The organism is Listeria ivanovii subsp. londoniensis (assembly GCF_000763495.1).
GTDB classification, from domain to species: domain Bacteria; phylum Bacillota; class Bacilli; order Lactobacillales; family Listeriaceae; genus Listeria; species Listeria londoniensis.
Genome location: NZ_CP009576.1, coordinates 356,695 through 381,681, shown reverse-complemented (window position 1 = coordinate 381,681; position 24,987 = coordinate 356,695). Strand labels below are relative to the sequence as shown.

At 35.7% G+C, this 24,987-nt stretch carries 21 protein-coding genes; 6 read left to right on the top strand and 15 right to left on the bottom strand.

The features are described from left to right. Nucleotides 1-3 precede the first annotated feature (3 nt). The 3 genes from JL53_RS01865 (at nt 4) to JL53_RS01855 (ending at nt 2,535) form a co-directional block, all read left to right on the top strand. Entirely contained in the window at nt 4-822 is an 819-nt protein-coding gene (locus tag JL53_RS01865) for a Cof-type HAD-IIB family hydrolase (protein ID WP_038406579.1), read from the top strand. Nucleotides 823-840: 18 nt separating this feature from the next. Further along, nucleotides 841-1,683, top strand: coding sequence for a ComEC/Rec2 family competence protein (locus tag JL53_RS01860; RefSeq protein ID WP_038406578.1), 843 nt, complete (start codon nt 841-843; stop codon nt 1,681-1,683). A 189-nt stretch (nt 1,684-1,872) separates the two neighbouring features. Next, nucleotides 1,873-2,535: a Crp/Fnr family transcriptional regulator gene (locus JL53_RS01855; RefSeq protein ID WP_003718377.1), complete on the top strand. Its 663-nt coding sequence runs from the start codon at nt 1,873-1,875 to the stop codon at nt 2,533-2,535. Nucleotides 2,536-2,570: 35 nt separating this feature from the next. Here the strand turns inward: JL53_RS01855 and JL53_RS01850 are convergent, their stop codons facing one another. After that, nucleotides 2,571-3,071 (bottom strand): GNAT family N-acetyltransferase, encoded by a 501-nt coding sequence (locus JL53_RS01850; RefSeq protein WP_038406577.1) that lies wholly within the window; start codon nt 3,069-3,071, stop codon nt 2,571-2,573. A 135-nt stretch (nt 3,072-3,206) separates the two neighbouring features. Between JL53_RS01850 and yidA the strand changes: the two genes are divergently transcribed. Further along, nucleotides 3,207-4,025: a sugar-phosphatase gene (gene yidA / locus JL53_RS01845; RefSeq protein ID WP_038406576.1), complete on the top strand. Its 819-nt coding sequence runs from the start codon at nt 3,207-3,209 to the stop codon at nt 4,023-4,025. Nucleotides 4,026-4,203: 178 nt separating this feature from the next. Here the strand turns inward: yidA and JL53_RS15985 are convergent, their stop codons facing one another. Then, nucleotides 4,204-4,263, bottom strand: a complete 60-nt coding sequence (locus JL53_RS15985) for a hypothetical protein (protein WP_349911875.1) — start codon at nt 4,261-4,263, stop codon at nt 4,204-4,206. Nucleotides 4,264-4,567: 304 nt separating this feature from the next. Between JL53_RS15985 and JL53_RS01835 the strand changes: the two genes are divergently transcribed. Then, nucleotides 4,568-6,004 (top strand): glycoside hydrolase family 1 protein, encoded by a 1,437-nt coding sequence (locus tag JL53_RS01835; RefSeq protein ID WP_038406574.1) that lies wholly within the window; start codon nt 4,568-4,570, stop codon nt 6,002-6,004. A gap of 360 nt (nt 6,005-6,364) precedes the next feature. After that, complete coding sequence (locus JL53_RS01830) at nt 6,365-7,456, top strand: leucine-rich repeat domain-containing protein (protein ID WP_038406572.1); 1,092 nt, start codon at nt 6,365-6,367, stop codon at nt 7,454-7,456. Between the two features lie 47 nt (nt 7,457-7,503). Here JL53_RS01830 and JL53_RS01825 read toward each other — a convergent pair whose 3' ends face one another. The 13 genes from JL53_RS01825 to rpoC all read right to left on the bottom strand — a co-directional run bounded on the left by JL53_RS01825 (nt 7,504) and on the right by rpoC (nt 24,912). Further along, nucleotides 7,504-9,393 carry an ABC transporter permease subunit gene (locus tag JL53_RS01825; RefSeq protein ID WP_038406571.1) on the bottom strand — a complete coding sequence of 630 codons (1,890 nt, stop codon included), beginning with the start codon at nt 9,391-9,393 and terminating at the stop codon, nt 7,504-7,506. Between the two features lie 84 nt (nt 9,394-9,477). Continuing rightward, complete coding sequence (locus JL53_RS01820; protein ID WP_003718370.1) at nt 9,478-10,113, bottom strand: histidine phosphatase family protein; 636 nt, start codon at nt 10,111-10,113, stop codon at nt 9,478-9,480. A 71-nt stretch (nt 10,114-10,184) separates the two neighbouring features. Beyond that, nucleotides 10,185-11,144 carry a ring-cleaving dioxygenase gene (locus JL53_RS01815; protein ID WP_003718369.1) on the bottom strand — a complete coding sequence of 320 codons (960 nt, stop codon included), beginning with the start codon at nt 11,142-11,144 and terminating at the stop codon, nt 10,185-10,187. A gap of 6 nt (nt 11,145-11,150) precedes the next feature. Beyond that, complete coding sequence (locus JL53_RS01810; protein WP_003718368.1) at nt 11,151-11,567, bottom strand: MarR family winged helix-turn-helix transcriptional regulator; 417 nt, start codon at nt 11,565-11,567, stop codon at nt 11,151-11,153. A 121-nt stretch (nt 11,568-11,688) separates the two neighbouring features. Next, the gene (locus JL53_RS01805) at nt 11,689-13,476 is read right to left on the bottom strand and encodes a leucine-rich repeat domain-containing protein (RefSeq protein WP_003718367.1); all 1,788 of its coding nucleotides are present in this window, start codon (nt 13,474-13,476) and stop codon (nt 11,689-11,691) included. Nucleotides 13,477-13,634: 158 nt separating this feature from the next. Next, on the bottom strand, nt 13,635-14,774 hold the full coding sequence (locus JL53_RS01800; protein ID WP_038406570.1) for an ArgE/DapE family deacylase: 1,140 nt from the start codon (nt 14,772-14,774) through the stop codon (nt 13,635-13,637). A gap of 93 nt (nt 14,775-14,867) precedes the next feature. Further along, on the bottom strand, nt 14,868-15,278 hold the full coding sequence (locus JL53_RS01795; RefSeq protein WP_038406569.1) for a hypothetical protein: 411 nt from the start codon (nt 15,276-15,278) through the stop codon (nt 14,868-14,870). Further along, nucleotides 15,259-17,037: an ATP-binding cassette domain-containing protein gene (locus tag JL53_RS01790; protein WP_038406568.1), complete on the bottom strand. Its 1,779-nt coding sequence runs from the start codon at nt 17,035-17,037 to the stop codon at nt 15,259-15,261. The genes JL53_RS01795 and JL53_RS01790 overlap by 20 nt, the downstream gene beginning before the upstream one ends. After that, on the bottom strand, nt 17,034-18,116 hold the full coding sequence (locus tag JL53_RS15780) for a hypothetical protein (RefSeq protein ID WP_167468905.1): 1,083 nt from the start codon (nt 18,114-18,116) through the stop codon (nt 17,034-17,036). Before JL53_RS15780 ends, JL53_RS01790 begins: the two co-directional genes overlap by 4 nt. Before the next feature lie 95 nt (nt 18,117-18,211). Beyond that, complete coding sequence (locus JL53_RS15775; RefSeq protein WP_167468904.1) at nt 18,212-18,712, bottom strand: ATP-binding cassette domain-containing protein; 501 nt, start codon at nt 18,710-18,712, stop codon at nt 18,212-18,214. Nucleotides 18,713-19,142: 430 nt separating this feature from the next. After that, nucleotides 19,143-20,603 carry a glycoside hydrolase family 1 protein gene (locus JL53_RS01780; protein ID WP_038406566.1) on the bottom strand — a complete coding sequence of 487 codons (1,461 nt, stop codon included), beginning with the start codon at nt 20,601-20,603 and terminating at the stop codon, nt 19,143-19,145. 79 nt (nt 20,604-20,682) lie between these two features. Next, nucleotides 20,683-21,231 carry an HAD family hydrolase gene (locus JL53_RS01775; RefSeq protein ID WP_003718356.1) on the bottom strand — a complete coding sequence of 183 codons (549 nt, stop codon included), beginning with the start codon at nt 21,229-21,231 and terminating at the stop codon, nt 20,683-20,685. 75 nt (nt 21,232-21,306) lie between these two features. Next, on the bottom strand, nt 21,307-24,912 hold the full coding sequence (gene rpoC / locus JL53_RS01770; RefSeq protein ID WP_038406564.1) for a DNA-directed RNA polymerase subunit beta': 3,606 nt from the start codon (nt 24,910-24,912) through the stop codon (nt 21,307-21,309). Nucleotides 24,913-24,987 lie beyond the last annotated feature (75 nt).

Here is a 24,987-nt window from a genome sequence, read left to right as displayed (position 1 = left end):
TATTTGACTAAAAAATATTTAATTTGTTCCGATATTGACGGCACATTGTTGCATTCGGATCAAACCGTATCAGAAAAAACCCGTGATTTAATTCAAACGCTAGAGAATGACGGACATATTTTCTCAATCTCCACCGGACGGATGTATCGTTCCGCGCGCGAAGTTGGCTTGCAAGTAAGCGATTCCGGTCACGTTATTGCTTCGAATGGTTCTTACGCTGCAATCCGCGATGAGCAACTGCTTAAAACCACTTTAGAAGAAAAAGCCATTCGCGATACGTATCATATTATGCGTGATTTTGACTTACCATTATTTTTCTTTTCTACCAATACATTATTTTACACAAAAGAACCACCTGCATTTTTCCAAAGTCTTGCTGACAAAAGTCGATTAGATACGGGACACAATCGTTTTTCACTCGTTTCGATTAATGATTCCAGTGCTTTTGATCAAAATTTACACCAATTTTTAAATGCCATTGTTGTTGCCGAAGAAGATGCGTCTCGCTTAACATCTGTTCGAACTGCTTTGAACGAAGCGAGCGGGATTCGCGTTCTTTCTTCTCATCATAATAATTTGGAAATCTTACCTGCTAACTCTGATAAAAAAACGGCTGTCGAAGCGCTTGGAAAACATTACAACATTCCACGTGAAAGAATTATTACTTTTGGAGATGGTGAGAACGACATCGGTATGCTAGAATATGCCGGTATTGGTGTTGCGATGGAAAACGCAAGCGACAATGTAAAAGCCGCAGCAAACAGCATTACAGACACAAATGAAGCAGACGGGGTTTACAAATTTCTAAAAGAATTCATTTGACTGAAAAGAGGGAGACAGATGAAAAAAGGGATTTTTAAAATTTTACTAGCTTTTACTTTAGTAACTGGATTATCGATTCCAAACTCTATTCAAGTAGAAGCCGCCACACCAAGCATTAAAGTACACTTCATTGATGTTGGCCAAGGAGATGCTATTTATATCAAAGCGCCAAGTGGTGAGGATATTTTAATTGATGCAGGAAACAAAGGAAAAGGAAAAACCGTTGTTAACTATCTTAAAAAATTAAAAGTAAAAGATATCGAAATTATGATTGCTTCTCACCCAGATGCAGATAATATTGGTGGACTTCCAGAAGTAATGAATAGCATCAAAGTCAAAAGTCTTTATGCACCTAATTTCAGGAATATTACTGCTGCATACAAAAATTTTGTGAATACAGCCAAAAAGAAAAAATTAACCATCAAAAACGCTAAAGCTGGGGTAAAGCTACCTGTAAAAGGTGTAACTGCTCAATTTGTCGGTCCCGTTAAGTCTTACGGAAAAACCGATAGAAATAATTGGAGCGCTGTGCTTCATCTAACTTACAAGAAGAACACTTTCCTTTTCACTGGTGACGCGCAAATAAAAGCAGAAAAAGATATGATTAAAGCGAAAAAGAAATTACGCGCTGATGTTCTAAAAGTAAGCACTCAAGGCTCCAAAAATGCCACTAGTTCTACTTTTGTCAACGTTGTAAAACCTAAATATGCTATTATTAGCGTTGGTAACAACGGCTATGATCATCCAAACTCACAGACAGTTAAAACCTTAACGAGAGCCAAAGCCAAAGTTTACCAAACCAATAAAAATAAAACTATCGTTGTAACAGGAAATGGTTCTTCATATAAAGTTGGTAAATAGATTGCTGCTTTTTTCCGTAATAAAATCACTTTAAATAAAGCGATATTGTTAGCAATTTGATTCTTCAAGTTCGTAAACAGTATTAAATAGGCGTTTCTCGCAGTCTAATTTTAGTAATTATCATTATTAATACGATGCTATAATATACTAGTATTTTAATAACTGATTCTAAAGGAGACGAAACATATAATGGTTTTTCCATTCAATCATGAAGAATTTATTAGTATGATGGATCAATACAATTTACAATCAACAAGAATAACCATTCCAGAGCATACTATTTTAAATGATTTAGCTACAGAACTTGAGGATTATCTTTTTTTAGTAAAGACTGGGATAATTGCCGGTTACATCGATTTTGATAGAAATAAAATTTATTCTGTTTTTAATGATAATTTTTTTATGGGATATTTCACAATTTTTGATGATACACCACTCGCTTTAACATGCCAGGCGCTTACAGAATGTGATGTTTTACTTTATAAGAAAAAAGATGTTGAATATTCCTTGTCGCTATTCCCTGAAAATTTTGGATTTCAGTATACTATCATGAAAACTATCGCAAGACATGGTTATTATAAGTCACTTCTGCAATATCAAAACAAAAAGAACCAATTAGCATTTGCCTTTGAAACACTTGTGACATTGCTTAATGTGGATATAATAGATGGAATTGCTACATTACCTAAACCTATCAGTACAACTATTATCAAGAATTACTGTACACTATCCAAAGCTTTCTTTTATTCCCAATTAAAGGAACTAAAAGAAGCAAAAATCATCTCTAAAGTTCATTCACAGTGGCAAATTGACATGAATGCTTTGAATAAGAAAAACGATATCACACGTTAAAAAAGGAGGCTGCATTGGATGCGGCCTCCTTTCATTTAAATAGTCAATGTATAAATATCAACTTGATGTGCTTTTTCGCCATAAGTCGCTTCTTTTGTTGCCTCTTTTGTATAACCTAAATGTTCAAAAAAGCCATGTGCTTTATCGTTCTCTTGAAGCACACCTAAAGCAAGCGAATCCGCCCCGCCATCATTAGCCCATTCTTTAATTGTTTGATGAAGTACTTTTCCTAATCCGTTACCACGTGCTGCTGGAGTTAACAATAGTAGTCCTACATACCAGCGACCTTTTCTTGGATAGTCTGATACAATATCAACTAGCCCAATTGGCTTTTCATTTTCATCTAGAACAGCCAGTACAAATTTGTCAAAGCGAGTTTTCCCGTTTGGAATTTCCGTGATAATTTTTAGTGCATCACTTTTGGATGCGGGTTTATCTTGTTCTATTAAATAATAATCTTCTGAAGCACTGCAAACAACTTCAGCAAGTGCGACATCTTTTTCAGTTAAAAATTTCACGTGATAATTACGTTTCATCATTTCACTCTTTTCTTTATCAAGTTTCCAAATCCATCATGCCATAAATTCCCTGTTGTTTCAATAGATAGTCAGAAATCCGCATGATTTTATGCTATACTAGAATGAGTTTATGATGGAAAAGGAGTTATTATATTGTATAAATTAATTGCGATTGATATTGATGGAACATTACTAACAGACGATCATAAGGTAACAACAGAAGTAAAAGATGCGATTCGTCACGCCAAACAAAAAGGTGTAAAAGTTGTTCTTTGTACTGGCCGTCCACTTGTTGGCGTAGAAAATTACTTAACAGAGCTTGAACTACGCGAAGAAGGAGACTACGTTATTAGCTTTAACGGCGCATTCGTTCAAGATACTTTTACAAAAGAAGTTATTTCTCACTTAACACTTGGAATAGAAGACTTAAAAGAAATCTACCAAGTAAGTTTAGAGAGCAATTTACACATGCATTTCTTTGATAGTAAGGCTCTTTATACGCCAAACCGAGAAATTGGTAAATATACAATTGTCGAAGCATATCTTACTGGCAGCCAGCTTATTTTCAAAGAAATCGAAAATGTCCCAGATGATTTTATTATGTCCAAAGCCATGTTTATTGAAGAAGCTCCACTTTTAGAAGCTGGTATCGCGAAAATACCAGTATCGTTTAAAGAAAAATACCATTTAGTCCGGAGCACACCGTTTTACTTAGAAATTCTTAACCGGGATGCCAGTAAAGGGAATGCGGTACGAGAACTTTCTGAAAAACTTGGCATAAAGCAAAGTGAAGTTATCTGCATCGGCGACCAAGAAAATGATGTAACAATGCTTGAATTTGCTGGGCTTGGCATCGCAATGGGCAATGCACCAGAACACATTAAAGAATTAGCTGATTATACAACAGCCTCTAACAATGATAGTGGTGTTGCCAAAGCCATCCAAAAATTTGTGCTTGATAAATCTAACTAGTACTTTATCTTAGTTAGATTTATTGTGAACAATGCTTAAATATGTTATTATAAAACATGAAAAGAGAGCCATGCGTCAACATGACTCCCTTACAGTGCAAACACCATTTAAGATGGTGACAGCCTTATATGAGATTAAAAACCACTCATTTTTAGCCGCCCAAGCTTATGAGTGGTTTTTATTTTTTGTCATCTTTACTGTTCATGATTGTCACGATTAAGACTGCAAAAGCAATCATAAGCGTAAGACTTTCGAAAACAGTCACACGTTTATCCTTTCCAGGCAACGCAAAAAAAACAACATAAGCACCACCTACTTTCTGATGAAGAAGGCTGGCACACCACCATAAACTTGTTTGCCTAATTATTATAACATGTAGGAATCCATCGAAAAAGCGCATTTAGAAATTCGCTTTTTCTGGAGTCTAAACACATTTTCCTTATCAAATCCGTGCTTTTTAACTATCTTTTTAAAAGAATATACTTTAAAATATATTTGTAGAGTTTTTTATTAAAAATCGTTTTAAATGGAGGTTATTTTTTATGGAACATCAAAAACGTTCACCATTCCCAAAAGACTTCTTATGGGGTTCTGCATCTGCAGCTTATCAAATTGAAGGTGCCTGGGACGCTGATGGTAAAGGTAAATCTGTGTGGGATGAGTATGTCCGCATTCCTGGAACCACTTTTAAAGGTACCAATGGTGATGTAGCAGTAGATCATTATCACCGTTATAAAGAAGACGTGAAACTAATGGCGGAAGCTGGACTAAAAGCTTACCGTTTTTCCATCGCTTGGACTCGTATTTTCCCAAATGGTAAAGGAGAAGTAAACGAAGCTGGGTTACAATTTTATGATAACTTAATTAATGAATTGATTAAATATGATATTGAACCACTTGTAACGCTTTATCATTGGGATATCCCACAAGCACTATTTGATGAGTATGGTGGTTGGGAGTCTCGTCAAGTTATTGAAGATTTCACGAACTATTCAACAACACTTTTCAAACGTTACGGTGACCGTGTAAAATATTGGATTTCCTTAAATGAACAAAATATTTTCGTTGGTATGGGTTATGGTCAAGCACTTCATCCACCAAAAGTAAGCGATCCAAAACGAATGTACGCAGTAAACCATATTGCTAACTTAGCTAATGCAAGTGTTATTAAAGCTTTTCATGAAATCGTTCCTGATGGAAAAATTGGACCCAGTTTCGCTTATACACCTCATTATCCAATCGATACTGATCCTAAAAACGTTCAAGCCGCTGATGATGCAGAAGAATTAAATAGTTACTTCTGGATGGATATGTATGCTTTTGGTCGCTATCCAAAAGCTGTTTGGAAATATTTAGAAGAAAATGATATCGCCCCTGTTATTGAAGCTGGCGATATGGAATTACTTGCATCTGCAAAACCAGATTTTATGGGAGTAAACTATTACCAATCCGCAACAGTTGCTTACAATCCACTTGACGGGGTTGGTCAAAACAACGAAATGAACTTCACTGGTAAAAAAGGTAGCACAAAAGAAACTGGCGTACCTGGTGTTTACAAAAAAGTAGTCAATCCATTTGTAAAAACGACTAATTGGGACTGGACTATCGATCCAAAAGGCTTACAAATTGCGCTTCGTCGGATTAACAGTCGCTATGCCCTACCAATTTTAATCACTGAAAATGGTTTAGGTGAATTTGATAAATTAGTTGACGGTGAAGTAAACGATGATTACCGCATCGACTACCTAAGCGCTCATGCTACCGCTATTCGCGATGCAATCAGTGATGGGGTTGATATGTTAGGATATTGCACTTGGAGCTTCACGGACCTTCTAAGCTGGTTAAACGGTTATCAAAAACGTTACGGTTTTGTTTATGTTGATCGTGACGTGGAAGACGATGCACCAATGACTCGTATCCCGAAAAAAAGCTACTATTGGTATAAAAAAGTAATCGAAACAAATGGGGAAGAGTTATAATCGTACGACTACGCACCGAGAAAAACTCCAAAGAATCCTCGCCAAAACAACAAAATTAAAAGCACTAAATATAAATACACATAATGTTGTATTCAGTAAAGATGAATTTTGAACAGCTTATGGAGCAATTTTGGTTGATGATAGATCCATGTTTATTTTGGCAACGATGAACGTATAGACTTACTTGGTATGAATGAGAGTTAGATACAGATATTAATAAATGAAAACCCCTATAAAAATGAGTAGTCATTTTTATAGGGGTTTTTAAATAATATTTTATTGTTCATATATGAGATTTTTTCTTTTTTAGTGCTTTTTCAATGTTATGCTCCTTTAAGAAACAGAGAGGAGATTGATGAAATGAAGAAGTTTGTATTAACAACAATTGCATGTACTGCTTTAATTAGTTTTAGCCCATTAGGAGATCAAACAGAAGTTAAAGCAGCTACATCAAGTAATATCGCAAGCGCTCAAGTGAAAACTTTACAAGTAAGCCCCCCAGCAACGGTTGATGAGATTTTCCCAGATGATGCACTTGCATTTAAAGTTGCTCAAAAATTAGGCGTTTCAGAAAACACGATTGTAACTCAAGAACAATTAGATACTATCACTGAGATGGTTTATGTTGCTTTTGAGGTAGAAGATCTAACCGGAATGGAGTATTTACACAACTTAAACACATTAGACTTAAGCCAAAATAATATTAGCACCTTGGATAGTCTCGCTAACTTAACACAATTAGAATTTCTTTCACTTAACTCGAATAAAATAACTGATATTACACCCTTAATGAATCTTCCACAGTTAAAAAATTTAGAAATAGGCGCTAACCAAATTACTTCATTACCTTCTTTTGAAAATTTAACGAACTTAAAAATATTAAATCTTAGTAGTAATCAGCTTAGTGATATATCTGCGTTAAAAGATGCGCAATACCTAACTAATTTATCCGTTTCAAATAATCACATAGCTGATATTAGTGTAATTTCAAATTTGAGTCAACTGCAACTTTTTTACGGTGAAAGTAATCAAATCACATCCATCGAAGCTTTTAGAAATAATAAAACATTAGTAGATTTCGATGCGAATTTCAACCAAATCACTGACATTACTCCACTTAGCAATATCCCAACGCTTCGTTCGGTATATATTGATGAAAATCAAATTAGTGATTTTAGTTCTCTGGAAGGCCAATTATTAACGAGTTTTGAAGCCACCGGTCAAAATATTTATCTTCCATCAGTTACATTTGGTGAGTCTACCGACATAGTGATTAAAGACAATAAAGGCGTTACCTTAAATGACTGGGTTTGGTACACACCCGGCAGCTATGAAAATGACATCCTTACTTGGAAAGATACGGGGGATAATTCCGCTTACTTTCTAAATAATGTTTATCCAGAATTCCCATCTGTATCAGTGACTGTCTACCAAACTGTCACACCAAACTAACAAGCGAAAAGGTCAAGCTCCTGTGTTTAGCAGGAACTTGACCTTTTTTAATATCCTTGTTTATTGTCTTCTTCCATTTTAAGTAACGAACTCGCAATCATTTGGAAGCATAGAATCAGTACCATGAATAATAATAACGGCGGTAAAATAATCCAAAATTGATGGTTAGCGAAAACAAATTTGGCGTTTGCGATTAAGCCAGATAGTTCTGGAATAACTGGATTAAGTATTCCATCATCTGCTCCTTTAATTGCTCCGCCGATAAAAATCCCAAAAATTGCCAAGTGGACGAACATTTGCAACACTTGAACCAATTGTTCTAACCAAATCAAAATTAACTTAGACCAAATTTGCGGATTAATATGTTTTGTTAAAATCCATCTAGCATTGCCCCCAAAGACAAGTGAGTTTAAAACAAATTCTTTTTTCAACACTTGGGATATTTCACTACTAATTCGATTGGTCGTAATTGGCAGAACGATGACAACCATAATGAACACTTGAAAAGCAATTCTTGTAAATAAACCTGTCTCAAACATACCAGAAAAGCTAATATACTCATTCACCATAACTATAAACACCAAGAGTGACAACGGCAAATAATGCATCCCATCAGCCACACTTTGAACAAAGCTTCTTGTTTTTGGTTTGCTAAAAAACGCTAGAGGTATTGCTAATAGATAACCAATAGCGATGCGTAATGTGGCGATAAGAACCGTAATAATTAGCGTATACTTCACACCCACTAATAATTGATCCAAAATAGAATTCCCTGCACCATCCGTTCCTAACCAAACCTCTGAATTAGGTTTAAATGGTGCCATTCCAGTAACTCGACCTGAGGAATCACTAATGAATTTCAGCGAATGGATTGTGTCTCCCATCAAACCATAAATCAGGCTTATCATTAGCATAATGGTGAGTGTGACCAGCGGAATGCTGAATGATGGTCGTTTTAGGCACTTCTGAATCATTAAGGCTGATTTTCGCCATCTGTTTTTAAGGTTTACTTTTTCCCCTGCAGTTTTTTGGAAGCTGTTCCAGTGCAACGGAATTCGCATGATTGTTTCGCCAGCAAGTGTTGTCCCGCGACTAACCCACAGATCAACTAGTGCATAAAAGAAGTAAAATGGCGTGAAAATTAAGGCCAATATTAAGAAAGTATTTACTGGATTAAAACCTGCTAAAAGATAGTACAACACGCCTTCAATCCCAAACAAAAATTCAACAATTAAATAGGCGCTTAAAATAAACCAAATAATCGTTTTGGATTGATAAAACAGACTTTGTGCCATATTTGGAGTTGCATGTCGGAGTAAAATGGTGGTATTCGTTAACCCTTTTCCACGCGCTAATTCGATATAGTCAGAACACCACTCATCTTTCATTAATAGCATCATCATTTTGTAAAATAGTACGGTAGGGATAATCGATAAGCATACAATCGGCGCTGCATAGATTTGCTCCCCGTTTAAGCTATAAAAATTCAATGTAAATATCCCAGTTTGTTGATATATGTATACGACTAACATTTGAATAAGAAAAATAAAAGAAAAATCAGGAAATGCTTGAAGAAGTGCCGAAAAGCCAGCTAATCCTTGGCGTAACCATTTTGGACCGTGAAAAGCCAATACTACTAAAAGATAAGCAATCACTAGAGAAACCAGTAAGCTAGCAATGATAATTTTCATCGTGTATGCGTATGGTCCACTGATAAAATCATATAATGAGACGTGGAAAACTTCTGCACTCCCTTGATAGGTTATCCCCCAGGTGGTTGGATGTATTATAGTCGTGAAAATCGACTTTAATGCTTCCAGATAGGTCCCAGATGACCAAGATGTAACCTTACTAAAAATTGCTGGCACACAGCTAATTAGAATAATCCCGATAATTCCTAAAAAATAATGTAGAAAAATTTTGACAACTTTTTTCATATGTATTATTTCTCCCTTTTTAGTTATCTTATGTTTTAAAAAATCAAGGACACATCCCCATCTAAGACATGTCCAAGATACTATTTATTTTAAATTCAAATGATCAATTTCATTTAATTTTTTTAGTGTAAATTCCCCATTTTCATACTCTACAATACTAATACTGGTGTTTAAAATCCGCGGCGCTTCTTTGCGATGGTCTTCAACAGTTCCACCTTGTAGCAAATACAATAGCAACGTAAGTGACATGCCGTGAGATACGACTAAAATATTGCCACTTGGAGTTTCTGCGATGATTTTCTCTACACCTTGCTGTAACCTTTCAGCAAGTTCATAATATGTTTCTCCGCCATTTACTTCAGCTTTATATGTTTCTGGACTGTGAAGGATTTTGGCACGTTCCTCTGGATATTTTTCGTCGATTTCGGTCACAGTAACGCCTTCCCAAGTTCCAAAGTGCATTTCTTTTAGCTCTTCTAGTTCTCGTATTTCAATATCTCTGTCTGCTAAAATATAAGCGGCAGTGTCTTTTGTACGTTTACTTGTGCTCGTATAAACAGCATCAAGTTGCGTATCTTTTAAAACTTCACCGACTGCTTTTGCTCCGTCTATTCCTTCAGCAACAAGCGGTGAATCGCCCCACCCTTGCATTTGTCCAGTCATATTCCATTCTGTTTTGCCATGTCTTACAAAATAAATTGTTCGTAAACCTTCTGCCAAATTTCTGCCTCCTAATTACACATTCTCCTAAAATTGTATCATGAATGGGTATATTTTCAAGGCTTACTTTGTCATTTTTCCGTATCTAATGGTTGTAAATGTGTCAAAATATCCGCGCGACGATTTTCTAAGTGCGGTGGTAAATCAACATAAGTTCCGTTTTCTTTCGTGAAATCAGTTTGGAAACCAGGGCCGTCTGTCGCAAGTTCAATTAAAATACCATTACTTTCACGGAAATAAAGCGAGTGGAAATAAAAACGGTCCACGTAGCCTGAATTTTTATAACCAAGGTCTTGAATCATTTCTGTCCAGCCAATTAAATCGCCATCTGTTGGCACACGGAATGCTACATGATGAATCCCCCCAGCACCAAGATTTCCCTGTTCTAAATCTGGGCGTGATTCGACATGCACTTCCCCGCCAAGCCCCACAGCACCAGTTTTAAATACGGTGACTAATTTATCATCATCTTCATAGGCGCCAGCTCGTTCAAAGCCTAATACCTTCGTTAAAAGTTGATCCGTTTTTTCTTTTTTGAAAACAGAGAAGCGAACTGGCCCCAGACCGCGAATTGCATATTCAGCTGGAACAGGGCTATCTTCCCAATAAGAAACTTCTGTAAGCTGCGTACTTGTCTCATCAGAAATCAAATTAATTGGTAAGCCATCGCTATCTTTCAAGCGAATAATTTTTCGACCAAATTGATCCATTGGTTTGCTATGAAAAATTTGGTGTTCATCGAGATGTTTATCCCAATATTCAAGCGCTTCATCGTTTGGAACACGCAGGCTAAGGCCAGAAATAGCATTACGTGATGGCTTATTTTTAGCCATGTTTGGTACTTCGAAAAAGGTTAGCGCTGTCCCTTTTGAACCAACTTCATCCCCGTAGTACAAATGATAAGTGTATGGATCATCTTGATTAACGGATTTTTTTACTAATCGTAGCCCTATTATTTTTGTATAAAAATCAAAATTTGCTCGTGCATTTGCTGTGAAAACAGACACGTGATGAATTCCTGCTAATTTCATAAAAAATCACTCTCCTAATTTTTTTAAAAGTTGAAGTAATACTTTTTGTTCTTTTCTAGATAGCTTATCGAATTGCGATTGCTGAAAAGCTTCTTGTTTAGGAACATTTTCCATGTAACACTTTTTTCCTTTTTCTGTCAAAGTGATGTGCTTTTCTCGTCCCGCTTTTGTTCGTGTGATGTAGTCCAGTTCTTCTAATTTTGTGAGGAGTTGAGTTACATTTCCTTTTGTCACAACTAATTTTTCTGCTAGTTGTTGTTGTGTAATCTCACTGTCCAGCCCTATCTGCGCAATACAGTCGAATTGTGCTGTCGAAATTCCGGCATCCCGTAAATTCTGATTGGTCAACTTCATATTTCGATTATAAAACCGACTAAATCGAAACCAAAGTAAAACCCCTAGTCGTTCTTCTTTTTTAACCATGCTCATCCCCTCCTTTTGATACAATCAGTTTAGTGCTAAACCTTATCAATTGCAAGAATAATACTCTATCACACATAAAAAAACAGCATCTACTTTACTGTAAATGCTGGGTACTCTTAATTTAAAGTTGTGCTTTCCGTAAACCAGCTACTCCAAGCCCCAAAAGAATAAATCCTATAAAAATAGGTTGGTTATTGCCACTATCTCCTGTTGTTGGCAATTCGCTATTCTTGTTACTTTTAATCTTTATAGTTTTCGTATTGTCGTTGGTAGGATTTTTTTCCTTGCCATTTATATTTCCATTTGTATCCAGTATGGAACCCCCACCGCCTTTATCTGGACTTGAATCTTTACTAAACTGCGCATATAAAGTTATATCTTTTTCCGGCATTTTATCTGTAGCAAAATTCCACTTGTTGCCATTCGTTTTCGCATCATACCATCCAGTAAATGTATAACCTTGTTTCGTTGGTGGTGTTGGTTCAGTTAATAATGTACCAACGATTGCCTTATCTTGCTTTTCTACACCATCTACATCAAAAATAACATTGTATTCTCCAATAAGAGGTTGTTTCACCGTTCCACTGAAAGTTATATTATTTCCTTCTTTATTAAATGTATAGCTCACTTCGCTTTTAAAGTCAGGTAGATTCCAGGTAATATCTGGACTCGTGTATCTCCCATTATCACTTATCGTCGCTGGAGACACTACCTTACCCGAATCATCGAAAACATTATTTGGAATAACTAGCTCCGTTTGAAAATTTATCGGACTATTAATTATTTGTTGGTTTCGTGCTTGCACCTCAAAATCCAATACGTGTGGTGGCGAATCTGGCAAAATGCTAATATCCCTTATTTGATTATTATCCAAATCCAAAAACAATAAATTACTTAATGGTTGCAAACTTTTTATATCACTTATTCGGTTATTTTCCAAATATAAGTATTCTAGGTTGGTTAAATTGGATAAGGGATTTAAATCGGTTATGTTGGTATTGTCTAATTGTAATTCAGTGAGGTTAGTTAAGTTAGCAAGATTACTTATATCACCAATATCATTATCTGCCAAATGCAATTCTCCTAAACCTGTTAAATTAGTCAAAACTGCTATGTCAGTTATATTATTTTCACCCAAGTACAGCCCCCATATATCAGTAAAGTTTGCTACGACACTTATATTGCTGATATTATTAGTATATAAATTCAGATAATCTATTTTGGTTAATTTTGCTAACGGACTTAAATCACTGATATTATTATCTGCCAAATATAAACTCACCATATTGATTAAGTTAGATAAAGGGGTCAAATCACTGATACTATTGCCTCCTGCTTTCAGTTCCTTCAAGTTAATTAAGCCACTTACATCACTCAAATTGTCTAAGTTATTATCATTTAGCGACAAATTGGATAACTTAGATAAACCAGCCAAGTTACTTATATCACTTATATTATTTTTATCTAAACCTAAAGACTCTAAATTAGTCAAATTAGCGAGGGGACTTAGATTGCTTATATTATTTTCTCCAACATCTACATAAGTTAGACTTGTTACTCCACTAAGCTGACTTATATCACTTATATTATTTTCCCCAAAATAAAGTCTATCTAAATTATTCAAGTATTGTATTCCTTCAATTGATTGGATATTCCTACTTGGACTATCTAAAGTATAGATTTGATTAAGTTCTGTTTGCGAGACAACATCATCTACGCTAGCTTTTCCAAAACCTTCCCTTATTCGCTCAGCAAAATTCGGATCTGGAAATATATCTTTAATTGGTGTTGGCTGTGTGATGCTTTCTGCTTGAACTTCTATTCCTGGACTGGTTCCCATCCAAATACTGACCGTCATCATCACTACTAAAGTCAGTGCAATACGAACTAACAGTATTTTTAATTTCATTAATTTATCGCTCCTTATTCATTTCCTGTTATAAATTAAATACATAATACCATAGTTTCTCCCTCTTACAAGTACTAAAAACAGACTTTCAACTACGAAATGCGCCACTTTTTATGACAAAAAACAGCCATCTTATAAAAGTGGCTGTTTTTCCTATGTTATCCTAAAAACTCAACTGCAATTCGTTTGTATACATCTACCATCTCTAAATAATTGTCAATCGAAACATTTTCATTTACTTGGTGAGGGGTTTCGTTTCCCGGACCAAAAATAATTACTGGGAATGTTTTTTTAGCTTTGGTGAATTCTGCTGCATCTGTTGTTCCAGAAATACCAAGTAAAGGAATTTCTTCTTTGATGATATCACTGGCTACACGCTTAGCAACATTTACTAATTCTGAATTTTTATCGCTAAACACTGGTTGTTTGTCATAATCAAATATTAACTCTAGCGTCACATTTTCCTGTTTATTTAGCTCATTAATAATCTTCACTAGCACTTGTTTCACTGTTTCATTATTCATTTCTGGAATGGAGCGAATATTCCCTTGAAGTTGTGCTTTTTCAGGGATACTATTCACTTGATTTCCACCATCAATTACGGTGACGTTATGAATAAAATCACCTAATATTTCGTTTGTAGCGTCAACCGATTTCGCAAATTTTTCTACTTCATTATAAAATAGTAGCAAATTATCAATCGCATTAACACCGAATTCCGGCATTGAACTATGCGCATTTTTACCAGTAGATTTGACCGTGTAATTAATCGAACCTTTATGTGCATAAACAATTCGATGTCCACTCGGTTCGCCGATAATCAAACCATCTAAATCATCTGCATAACCTTGTGTGGTAAGTTGTTCCGCTCCAAGCTCTCCAACTTCTTCTCCAACTGTCGCTAATAATTTGATTTTCCCATTTAATTTGGTTTTTTCTTCATGAAGTTCAATCATCGCAATGACCATCGCGGCTAAACCAGATTTCATATCAGTAGAACCACGGCCATATATTTTACCATCCGATTCTGTTGCTTCAAATGGCGGAAAAGTCCATTTAGAAACATCCCCAGCATCAACCACATCCATATGTCCGGAAAAAGCCAACACTCGTCCTTGCTCCGCGCCGATTTCACTTATAAGACTCGCACGATCTGTGTCATAGTGCACCTTTTCAGCTTGGATGCTGTATTCTGCTAACAATTTTTGCAAATAATTCGCGACCTGTTCTTCATGTCCATTTGTTGAATTGATGTTAATCATGTCTTTTAAAATTTGTAGCTTTTTTTGTTGTTCCATTTCCTCGCCTTCCTTCCATATTGTCCATCGTATGTTTTCCCTAAATTTTTTTGAGTAAACAGAGAGATAAACAAAAAAAGACCAGCAAATGCATCACTGACCTCTTTTACGATTTTTATAAAATTTTTGAAATTCCTCCAGCATGAGAAAGCCGTCTGTTTGTAAGGAAGGAATTGGGAGCAATGAATTGATACCAATAAACAAGCTGAAAATTTTTATGAATAGGAAATCATAGCCCACCAGCACCCCCGTTGTCAGATTGACGGCAGCTGGCATTAATAAAACAAGTGCTTGTTTCCATAATCCCCAGTCCTTCCCTTCTTCAAATGAAACAGAACAATTGATAATAATTGGAGAAATAGCCACTTTTTTTATGTGGAGAAAAATAAAATTACCAAAAACGACTTTATCTATTTTCCCTCTGAAAAGAAGCACAAAAAATATGTGTGTTAGTTCGTGCAATACAAGTACGATAATCCAACTCTTATAAATTTCTAAAATCATTCTTTTTATCCTGGTAACTCATTAGTAGCAAGGTTAGCATGAACATGATCAATGAAATTACTAGCGCTGGAAGTACCATTAAAATACCAATATTATACCCTATAATAAGTCGACTTACTATTAAAAATGCAGGAATACATACCAAAAAGTCTAACAGCATTATCAAATAAATAAACCGCTTATTCTTTTTAGGTCTAAAATTCAAATTGGACATATCATTTAAAAATCCATTGATTAAACTAAATGATTTTCTTCCAAAGATGAAAATTAATACGGATACTATCAAAGAGAAAAGTACAGATATGAGGGTGATTTTTGTTAAGTTTTGTTTGTAGAAGGATAATTGTAAAGCACTATCTACATAATTTGATGCATATTGATAGCTCGGTCCATGATCTTTTAAATAATCTAATAGTTCATGTTGGTTTTTACTGGCTAGTTTCATGAAAATAATGGAGAAATTAGGATTATCACAGTTTTGCTTTTTAAGTTTTAACAATATGTTGTTTAGTTGCTCGGAAGATTTATCTGTAACTTCCACTGCCCCATATTGCTGCATTTGACTTGAGTAAGAAATCGCCGCTACTGGAGCGTTAACAATACCAACAATTTCATAAGAATCGTCTTTAAATTCCACTTTTCCTCCTATTGCCGATTCTTCACTTACATTATCATTAAAATATTTTTTAATCTGTGCATAAGATAGTGCAATTTCTTTAGCATCATCTTTTGGCAAACGACCTTTGACTAGATGCATTTTAGTAACTGGGAAAGCATTTAAATAATTAGGAGAACTAGTTATTATTTCTGGAAGCGCAAGAACTTCGAACTTGGAATTATCTAAAGTAAGTTCATTTGTATAACTATCATCTACCACATATATTTTCTCCATATATTTTTTATTTTGCAGTTCTATTAACTCATTTGCAGAGAGAGAATTAGGTTCTTGGAATTTGTTTTCTAATTCACTATCCGTCATTTCAATAGCAAAATATCTGGAATAATTCTCCGCAATATCCAATAATTCGAAATCATAATCACTTGCCAGATCGTCTTCAATCGGAACGGAGCTTGCAATAACATTGGAGACAATATTAGTTAGTAAGATTGTTAATATAACAATAAAAGCCAACATCAAGAAATTAAATTTTGATGTTACTAAATAAGTAATCATTTTCCCATTTGCTACTACATTCTTTTCCTTTATTGGTATGCTACTATTTTCTAATTCAATTAAAGGCGAAACTTCTACTTCCGATTTATTTATAAGAATCGTTTTATCAAATAAATGTTCGAGGCGTATGTCATGGCTCACTAAGTAGATTATTTTCGTTTTGGACAATTCGCTTAAGATGTTAGCTAGTATCTTCGTGGAACCATTGTCTAAATTATTAGTAGGCTCATCAAAAACAAGTATTGGAGTGTCTAAAGATAGTGTTCTAACCAACTCTACTTTAACAAACTCTCCACCACTTAATGATTGAATATCTTTATCTAAGCAATAGCTATCAATAGTCAATGCCTCACAGTACTTCTCTACTAATTTAGGATTTGTTTCTGGAAAGTGTAAATATTTCTCCACAGATGTTTTATATTTCCAGTTTTTTTGCGCAAAATATGCTACATCTTTTGCTTTTACAGTATTTCCCTTTAATTCGTTTTCAATAAAAGTTGTTTTTCCACTTCCGTTACTTCCGGTAATGGTATATATTCCTGGTTTTTTGATAGAAAAAATACTAAATTTATTTGTTTTAGTCATAGGATTGCTTTTCTAATGTTGTATTTAATAGTTAGTGGGATGATAATATATGCAAATACGTAGAATAAAGTTGTCACGCCAATAATTGTTACAATAATAAACGAATGAACTAACATCCACATCGTCAAAATATAAAAAAGTGTACTAATAATGGAAAAAATTTTAAACTGTGTTGTTAAATAAGTTTTTTTCCTAAATTGAAGTAACTCTTTTTTGTTGTAACCATAATAAGCTACCGTGCTATAACTATTTTTAAAATTAACCTCATACATAAATAGTATAATTAATTCTAATAGTAATAGTAAGCCAATAAAAAGGACTACTTTTTTTATTAACATGACTGCATTGTTGTACTTATTGACCTCCGCATTTAATAACTCGGGTTCATAGCCTTTAACAAACATTTTTTTAGCGTATAATTTATTTTCTTCTAAAAAATTAAAAAATGAATCTTTTTCTTTTAATTTAATACGAGCTTCTGTAACCAAAACATCTTGTTGATCAATTTCAGCTAAGACTATCGAGTACAACCCCGGATTGAAATCTACTTCTATCTGATTTGGTTCCAAAGTATCGCTATAACGAAGCTTATAACCCCAAGCCTCTATTTGGGCTATTTTCTCATCTGTTAAAACGGAATTGCTTGCTACATAAAAAGAGGGATACTCGCTATTTTTATAATAATTTTCGTCGTCACTAATAAGTTCTATGTTTTCTTTAAGCTTTAAGTCTTTGCGTAATTTTTCCATCATTAATTCTTTGATATTCATAAACTCTCTTGTTTCTGGATTATACAACTCTAAATAGATTAATTCTTGATAGGTATCTTTTTTCAAGTCTATTGTTTCTTCATAATACTCATCTTCATTAACGCGATTTTCCTCATTAAAAAATTCCGTTTTATTCCATTTAGTCGCTGATTGTATAAGTATTGTATTAATGGCTTCGGTATTGTCGTAAGAAGACGCATTAGCGCTGTAGAGTGTTGCGAGTTGATATGTCCCTTTCTTGCTTATAGGTTTTGTTTCTTCGTTATTTTCTACTAATAAGTTCACTAAAAAAATAGCGATAATCGTCATGCATAATAAATAAAATATATATAAGAAATACGTTTTTCTAGGTTTTATTTTGATGGTTCGTTCGCTTGGGCTTTCCTTTTTAAAATAAATTTCATCTACAAATTGTTTTCAGTTGTATCATAAATTTTATTTTTTGTAATTTCTAATTTTTTATCGAATTTTGTGAAACGATCATCGTGTGTGATTAACAGGACTATTTTGTTTTTAGCTACTTGATAGATTATTTCTTTTGCTTTATCAAATACATCAATATCTAAATCATTGGATGGTTCGTCCAATATCAATACTTCTTGATTTGATAAAACTACTCTCAAAAGATTAATTAGTCGTTTTTCGCCACCACTTAAAAATTTACTTTTTTTGGTTAATAAATAGTCTAATTGTTTTTCTTTTAGGAAGTTGATGACCCGTTCGTCCGAAATCTCATTCATCGTAATATTCGTCAAAACCGGCTCATGCTCTAATATTTGGTTATCATCTTGTTTCATCATGCAGCAAATATTTTTATTAGCTTGTAGTATTCTTTTGGCTAATGTCGTTTTTCCTGCTCCGTTTGCACCGACGATTATGTATATTCCATTTTTAGTTATCTTCATATTAGTTTATCCTTTTAGTTTTTAGATGAATGAAGAATCATGTTGTAACTATATTTCTTTATATCTTTTTTAAAGTAGATTCTATATTTAGATTTACACTGTATTTACCACTTGTTGAATGGCATATCAATATTCTACTACTGATATCCCTACTAGAAAAACAATGAACTACGTTACCCTCATGCATAATTACTTTTAATACTTCATGTTTTTGATTTCTTCTAGTTCGCTCTCTATTCATCGGAAAAATTATAGCATAAGAAATCATAGCCCACAATGAAAAATCGATTATTCCAAACTTTATTTTCTGATTTTTTTGTTATTTGTTAAAATTCTTCCATTTTAGTTCTAAAAACAGAAATAATTCACTTTTCTATCTCACTCCAATTATTAAAAAAACAGCCTCAATCAATCAAGGCTGTTTCTAATATTAATCTAAATCTTCCCCATTGGTTTCAATCACTTTTTTATACCAGAAGAAAGAGTCTTTTCTTGAGCGTTCTAAGGTTCCTTTGCCCCAGTCGTCTTGGTCTACGTAGATGAAGCCGTAGCGTTTTGACATTTCGCTGGTGGAGGCACTTACTAAGTCGATTGGGCCCCAGCTTGTGTAACCGATTAAGTCTACGCCGTCTGCAATTGCTTCTTTCATTTGTTCGATGTGTTTGCGTAAGTAGTCAATTCGGTAATCATCATGGATTTTCCCGTCTGCTTCTACTGTATCATATGCTCCTAAACCGTTTTCCACAATGAAAAGTGGTAATTCGTAACGGCTATAAAGATCATTTAGAGTCCAGCGCAATCCTTTAGGGTCAATTTGCCAGCCCCAATCGGATGACTCAAGGTATTCGTTTTTTACGCCACCCATTAAGTTTCCAGCAGATCGGTCTCCTTCTGGGCTAGCAGTTGCAGACAATGACATATAATAGCTGAATGAGATAAAATCAACTGTGTGTGCTTTTAAGATTTCGTCGTCACCAACTTCTTTTACGATGTTGATGTCATTTTCTTGGAAGAAGCGATTCATGAAGCTTGGATATTCCCCACGAGCATGAACATCTGTGAAAAATAGGTTTTGTTGGTTTTCATATTGCGCTTTTAAAATATCATCAGGATTGTTTGTCGCTGGATATGTCGCCATACGAGCAAGCATACAACCAACTTGTGCTCCCGGAATAATTTCATGTGCTAATTTTGTAGCAAGTGCGCTCGCCACAAATTGATGATGCGCCGCTTGATAAGAAACTTCTAATGGATTTTTTTCTCCCTCTAAAAGTACCCCACCACCAGTATATGCGCTAAGAGAAATAACATTAATTTCGTTAAACGTAAGCCAATATTTCACTTTGTTTTTATAGCGTTTAAAAACGGTTTCTGCATAGTTGGTGAAAAAGCCAATAACTCGACGATCCGCCCAACCATTATATTTCAAAGTTAGATTTAATGGTGTTTCATAGTGAGAAAGTGTTACTAAAGGTTCGATATTGTATTTCAATAATTCATCAAACACACTATCATAAAAAGCGAGACCTTTTTCGTTTGGTTCTTTATCATCGCCATTCGGGAAAATACGAGCCCAGTTTAATGATAGACGGAATGTTTTAAAGCCCATTTCGGCAAATAGCGCGATATCTTCTTTATAATGATGATAAAAATCAACGCCGTCACGTTTTGGAAATCTGCCCTCCACTTTGCCAGCGATAATTGCTTCGATTTCTTCTCTTGAAACGTCTAAAGCATGATCTTGTGTGCGTTCTTCTTTCGGAATGAATTTGACCATATCTGCTGTGGAAAGACCTTTTCCATCAACAATGTAAGCGCCTTCAACTTGGTTCGCCGCAGTTGCTCCACCCCATAAGAATCCTTTTGGAAATTGTTTTTTCATTTCAGTCATTTTGTTCGCCCCTTCCGGCTAATTTCTTCTACTTTTTTAGTTTACTCTGTGTAATGCATTACAGGTCAAGCAGAAACTTTTAGTGGGCAGTAAGTTTTTTCAAAAGGACAAGTGCATCAGGTACGTCGCTTAAATCCCAAACTGGCAAAATGAAAGGCGGGGCCACAACTGGTAATCGTTCTCCTTGAAGGCAAACTTCTGGATTTTGTAACCAAATAGCATGAATTCCAGCTCGGTTTGCACCAATAATGTCACTTTCAAAGGTATTTCCGACCATAACTGCTTGTGATGCTTCAATATGTAACTCATTCAACGTGTAGTCAAAAATAGTTTTATCTGGTTTTTCCATTTTTCCGGGTTGTAATTCTGAATTTGAAGCATAAACAAACTCGAAAAAATCAAGAATACCGAAATTATTAAGGACTCGTTTAACAACTTTGGTATCACTCGTTGCGGTATTACTCAGAATAGCCTGCTTAAATCCTAGTTCTTTTACTTTTTCAAGTGTTTCGAGCGCATTTTTACGTAAAACTACTTCTGGATAAGTATCAAGCGGATGATGGTCATACTTTGTGTTTGGTACGGTGTTCAATGTTTCACCCATATCCCAAATAACATGTGTAATCAAATCACTTCACTCCTTTTTTTAAAGTATAACAAAAAAAGCCAAGTGCGCGCGAACGAGACACTTGGCTTTTTGGAATTAAATATTTGTGATTTCGTCAGTTACTTCAGCAGTTTCTTTAATAACTTCGGATTTCAGTTTGCGGTAACGGCCGATACCAGTACCAGCTGGAACAAGTTTACCTAGGATAACATTTTCTTTCAGTCCTAGAAGTTCGTCACGTTTTCCTTTAATTGCAGCATCTGTCAAGACACGAGTTGTTTCTTGGAATGATGCAGCAGATAAGAAGGAATCAGTTTCAAGGGAAGCTTTTGTAATCCCTAGAAGAACTGGACGACCTGTTGCTGGTTGGCTACCACTTAAGATAGCTTCACGGTTGGCTTCTGTAAACGTATGAATGTCCATTAATGTACCTGGTAAGATGCTTGTATCCCCAGTGTCCATTACACGGATTTTACGTAACATTTGACGAACCATTACTTCAACGTGTTTATCGCCAATTTCAACCCCTTGCATCCGGTAAACTTTTTGTACTTCTGCAAGCAAGTATTCTTGAACGGATAAAACGTCGCGAACACGAATCAAGGCTTTAGGATCAACAGAACCTTCAGTTAGAGCTTCCCCACGTTCAACAATTGTTCCTTCTTCTACACGCAAGCGAGCAGTATAAGGAATGTTGTAAGAACGGCGGTCATCTGCACCTTGGATAGTGATTTCTTGTTGACGATCACGACCTTCTTCGATAGAAACAACTTCTCCACCAACTTCAGTGATGATAGCTTGCCCTTTCGGATTACGTGCTTCAAAGATTTCTTGAATACGTGGAAGACCTTGCGTGATATCGTCTCCGGCAACCCCACCTGTATGGAATGTACGCATAGTAAGCTGAGTTCCTGGTTCCCCGATAGATTGGGCAGCGATGATACCAACTGCTTCTCCAACTTCGACTTCTGTACCAGTTGCCAAGTTTTTACCATAACATTTTTTACATACACCGTGTTTAGTATTACATGTAAATGCGGAACGAATGGTAACTTCTTCAATTCCAGCTTCTACGATTTGAGTTGCAATTGCTTCTGTAATTAAGTCATTTTCACGTGCAATAACTTCATTTGTTTCTGGGTGACGAATGGTTTTACGAGAATAACGACCTTCCAGACGTTCTTCCAGTGGTTCGATGATTTCAGTACCTTCACGAATAGCCTTAATTGTAAGACCGCGGTCAGTGCCACAATCGTCTTCACGAATAATAACATCTTGAGCCACGTCAACAAGACGACGAGTAAGGTAACCAGAATCGGCAGTTTTAAGGGCAGTATCGGTAAGACCTTTACGAGCACCATGGGTAGAAATGAAGTACTCTAAGACCGTTAAACCTTCACGGAAGTTAGATGTAATTGGTAATTCTACAATACGTCCGGATGGATCGGCCATCAGTCCACGCATACCTGCAAGCTGCGTAAAGTTGGAAATGTTACCACGAGCTCCGGAATCTTGCATCATGAAGATTGGATTTAAGCGATCCAAACTCAAAATCAGTTTTCCTTGGATTTCATCTTTGGCAGCATTCCATACAGCGATAACGCGTTCGTATCTTTCATCATCAGTAATCAAACCACGACGGAATGATTTAGTGATTTTTTCAACTGTATCATGTGCTTTTTCAAGAATCTCATGTTTTTCTTCAAGCGTTAAGATATCCGCAATACCTACTGTCATACCAGCCTTAGTTGAGATCTTGAATCCAAGATCTTTCATACGGTCAAGCATTTTGGAAGTTTCGGTAATATGGAATTTCTTGAAGACTTCCGCGATAATATTACCGAGGATTTTCTTCTTGAATGGGTCGATTAGTTCTTGTGCCGCAATATGAGCACGAACATCTGTAGTTGTATCAACGAAATATTTCGCAGGTGTTTCGATTTCTAAGTTGAATTTCGTTGGTTCATTAATATAAGGGAACGATTTCGGTAAAATAGTATTGAAAATCAGTTTACCAACTGTCGTAATTAATAATTGGTTGCGTTGTTCATCTGTGAAGCGTTCATTTGGAATCGAACCAGCAAATACAGCAATACGTGAATGTAAGTGTACATAGCCGTTTTGATATGCAAGTTGTGCTTCATTGATGTCTTTGAAGATTGTACCTTCACCAACAGCTTTTTCACGTTCTAAAGTAAGGTAGTAGTTACCTAGCACCATATCTTGGGAAGGTGTTACAACTGGTTTACCATCTTTAGGATTCAAAATATTTTGAGCGGCAAGCATTAAAATACGTGCTTCTGCTTGTGCTTCTGCGGATAAGGGAACGTGAACCGCCATTTGGTCACCATCAAAGTCAGCGTTGTAAGCTGTACATACAAGAGGGTGAAGACGGATTGCGCGACCTTCCACTAGCGTTGGTTCAAATGCTTGAATACCAAGTCTGTGAAGTGTAGGCGCCCGGTTAAGTAGTACCGGATGTTCACGGATAACTTCTTCTAATACATCCCAGATTTCTGGTGACATACGTTCAATCTTACGTTTAGCGCTCTTAATGTTGTGTGCTAAACCGCGTCCAACAAGCTCTTTCATTACAAATGGTTTGAATAATTCAAGCGCCATTTCTTTTGGAAGACCACATTGGTACATTTTTAAGTTAGGTCCAACGACGATAACGGAACGACCAGAATAATCGACACGTTTACCTAGTAAGTTTTGACGGAAACGACCTTGTTTCCCTTTAAGCATATGAGAAAGGGATTTAAGCGGACGGTTACCCGGACCAGTTACTGGACGACCACGACGACCATTGTCAATTAGAGCATCAACAGCTTCTTGTAACATCCGTTTTTCATTTTGGACGATAATGTTTGGTGCACCTAAATCAAGTAGACGTTTCAAACGGTTGTTCCGGTTGATTACTCGACGATATAAGTCATTTAAATCACTTGTTGCAAAACGGCCACCTTCAAGTTGTACCATTGGACGAATTTCTGGTGGGATAACTGGTAGCACGTCAAGTACCATCCAGCTTGGGTTGTTGCCGGAATTACGGAAAGCTTCCATAACTTCCAAACGACGAATTGCACGAGTACGACGTTGACCTTGTGCAGATTTTAGTTCTTCTTTTAAATCATTTGTTTCTTTTTCTAAATCGATATCGGCTAAGATTTTTTTGATTGCTTCTGCGCCCATACCAGCGGAGAAACCTTTGCCATATTTTTCGCGGTAAACACGGTATTCACGTTCAGATAAAAGTTGTTTCTTTTCAAGTGGAGTATCGCCTGGTTCTGTAACCACGTAAGATGCAAAATAGATAATTTCTTCTAATGCACGTGGGGACATATCCATAACAAGACCCATACGACTTGGAATTCCTTTGAAGTACCAAATGTGGGATACAGGAGCTGCGAGTTCAATGTGGCCCATACGTTCACGGCGCACTTTTGATTTCGTTACTTCTACTCCACAACGGTCACAAACTACGCCTTTATAGCGCACACGTTTGTATTTACCACAAGAACATTCCCAGTCTTTCATTGGTCCAAAAATTCTTTCACAGAATAAGCCGTCACGTTCAGGTTTAAGCGTTCTGTAGTTGATGGTTTCAGGTTTTTTTACTTCACCGTGAGACCATGAACGAATTTTATCTGGAGATGCCAGACCGATTTTCATATACTCAAAATTATTAACATCTAACAAGTGCCCAACCTCCTAAATTAGTTTGGAGCATTCGCTTTTTAGGAAGTGTTTTGGATTGCCCTCACACTTCCTCGA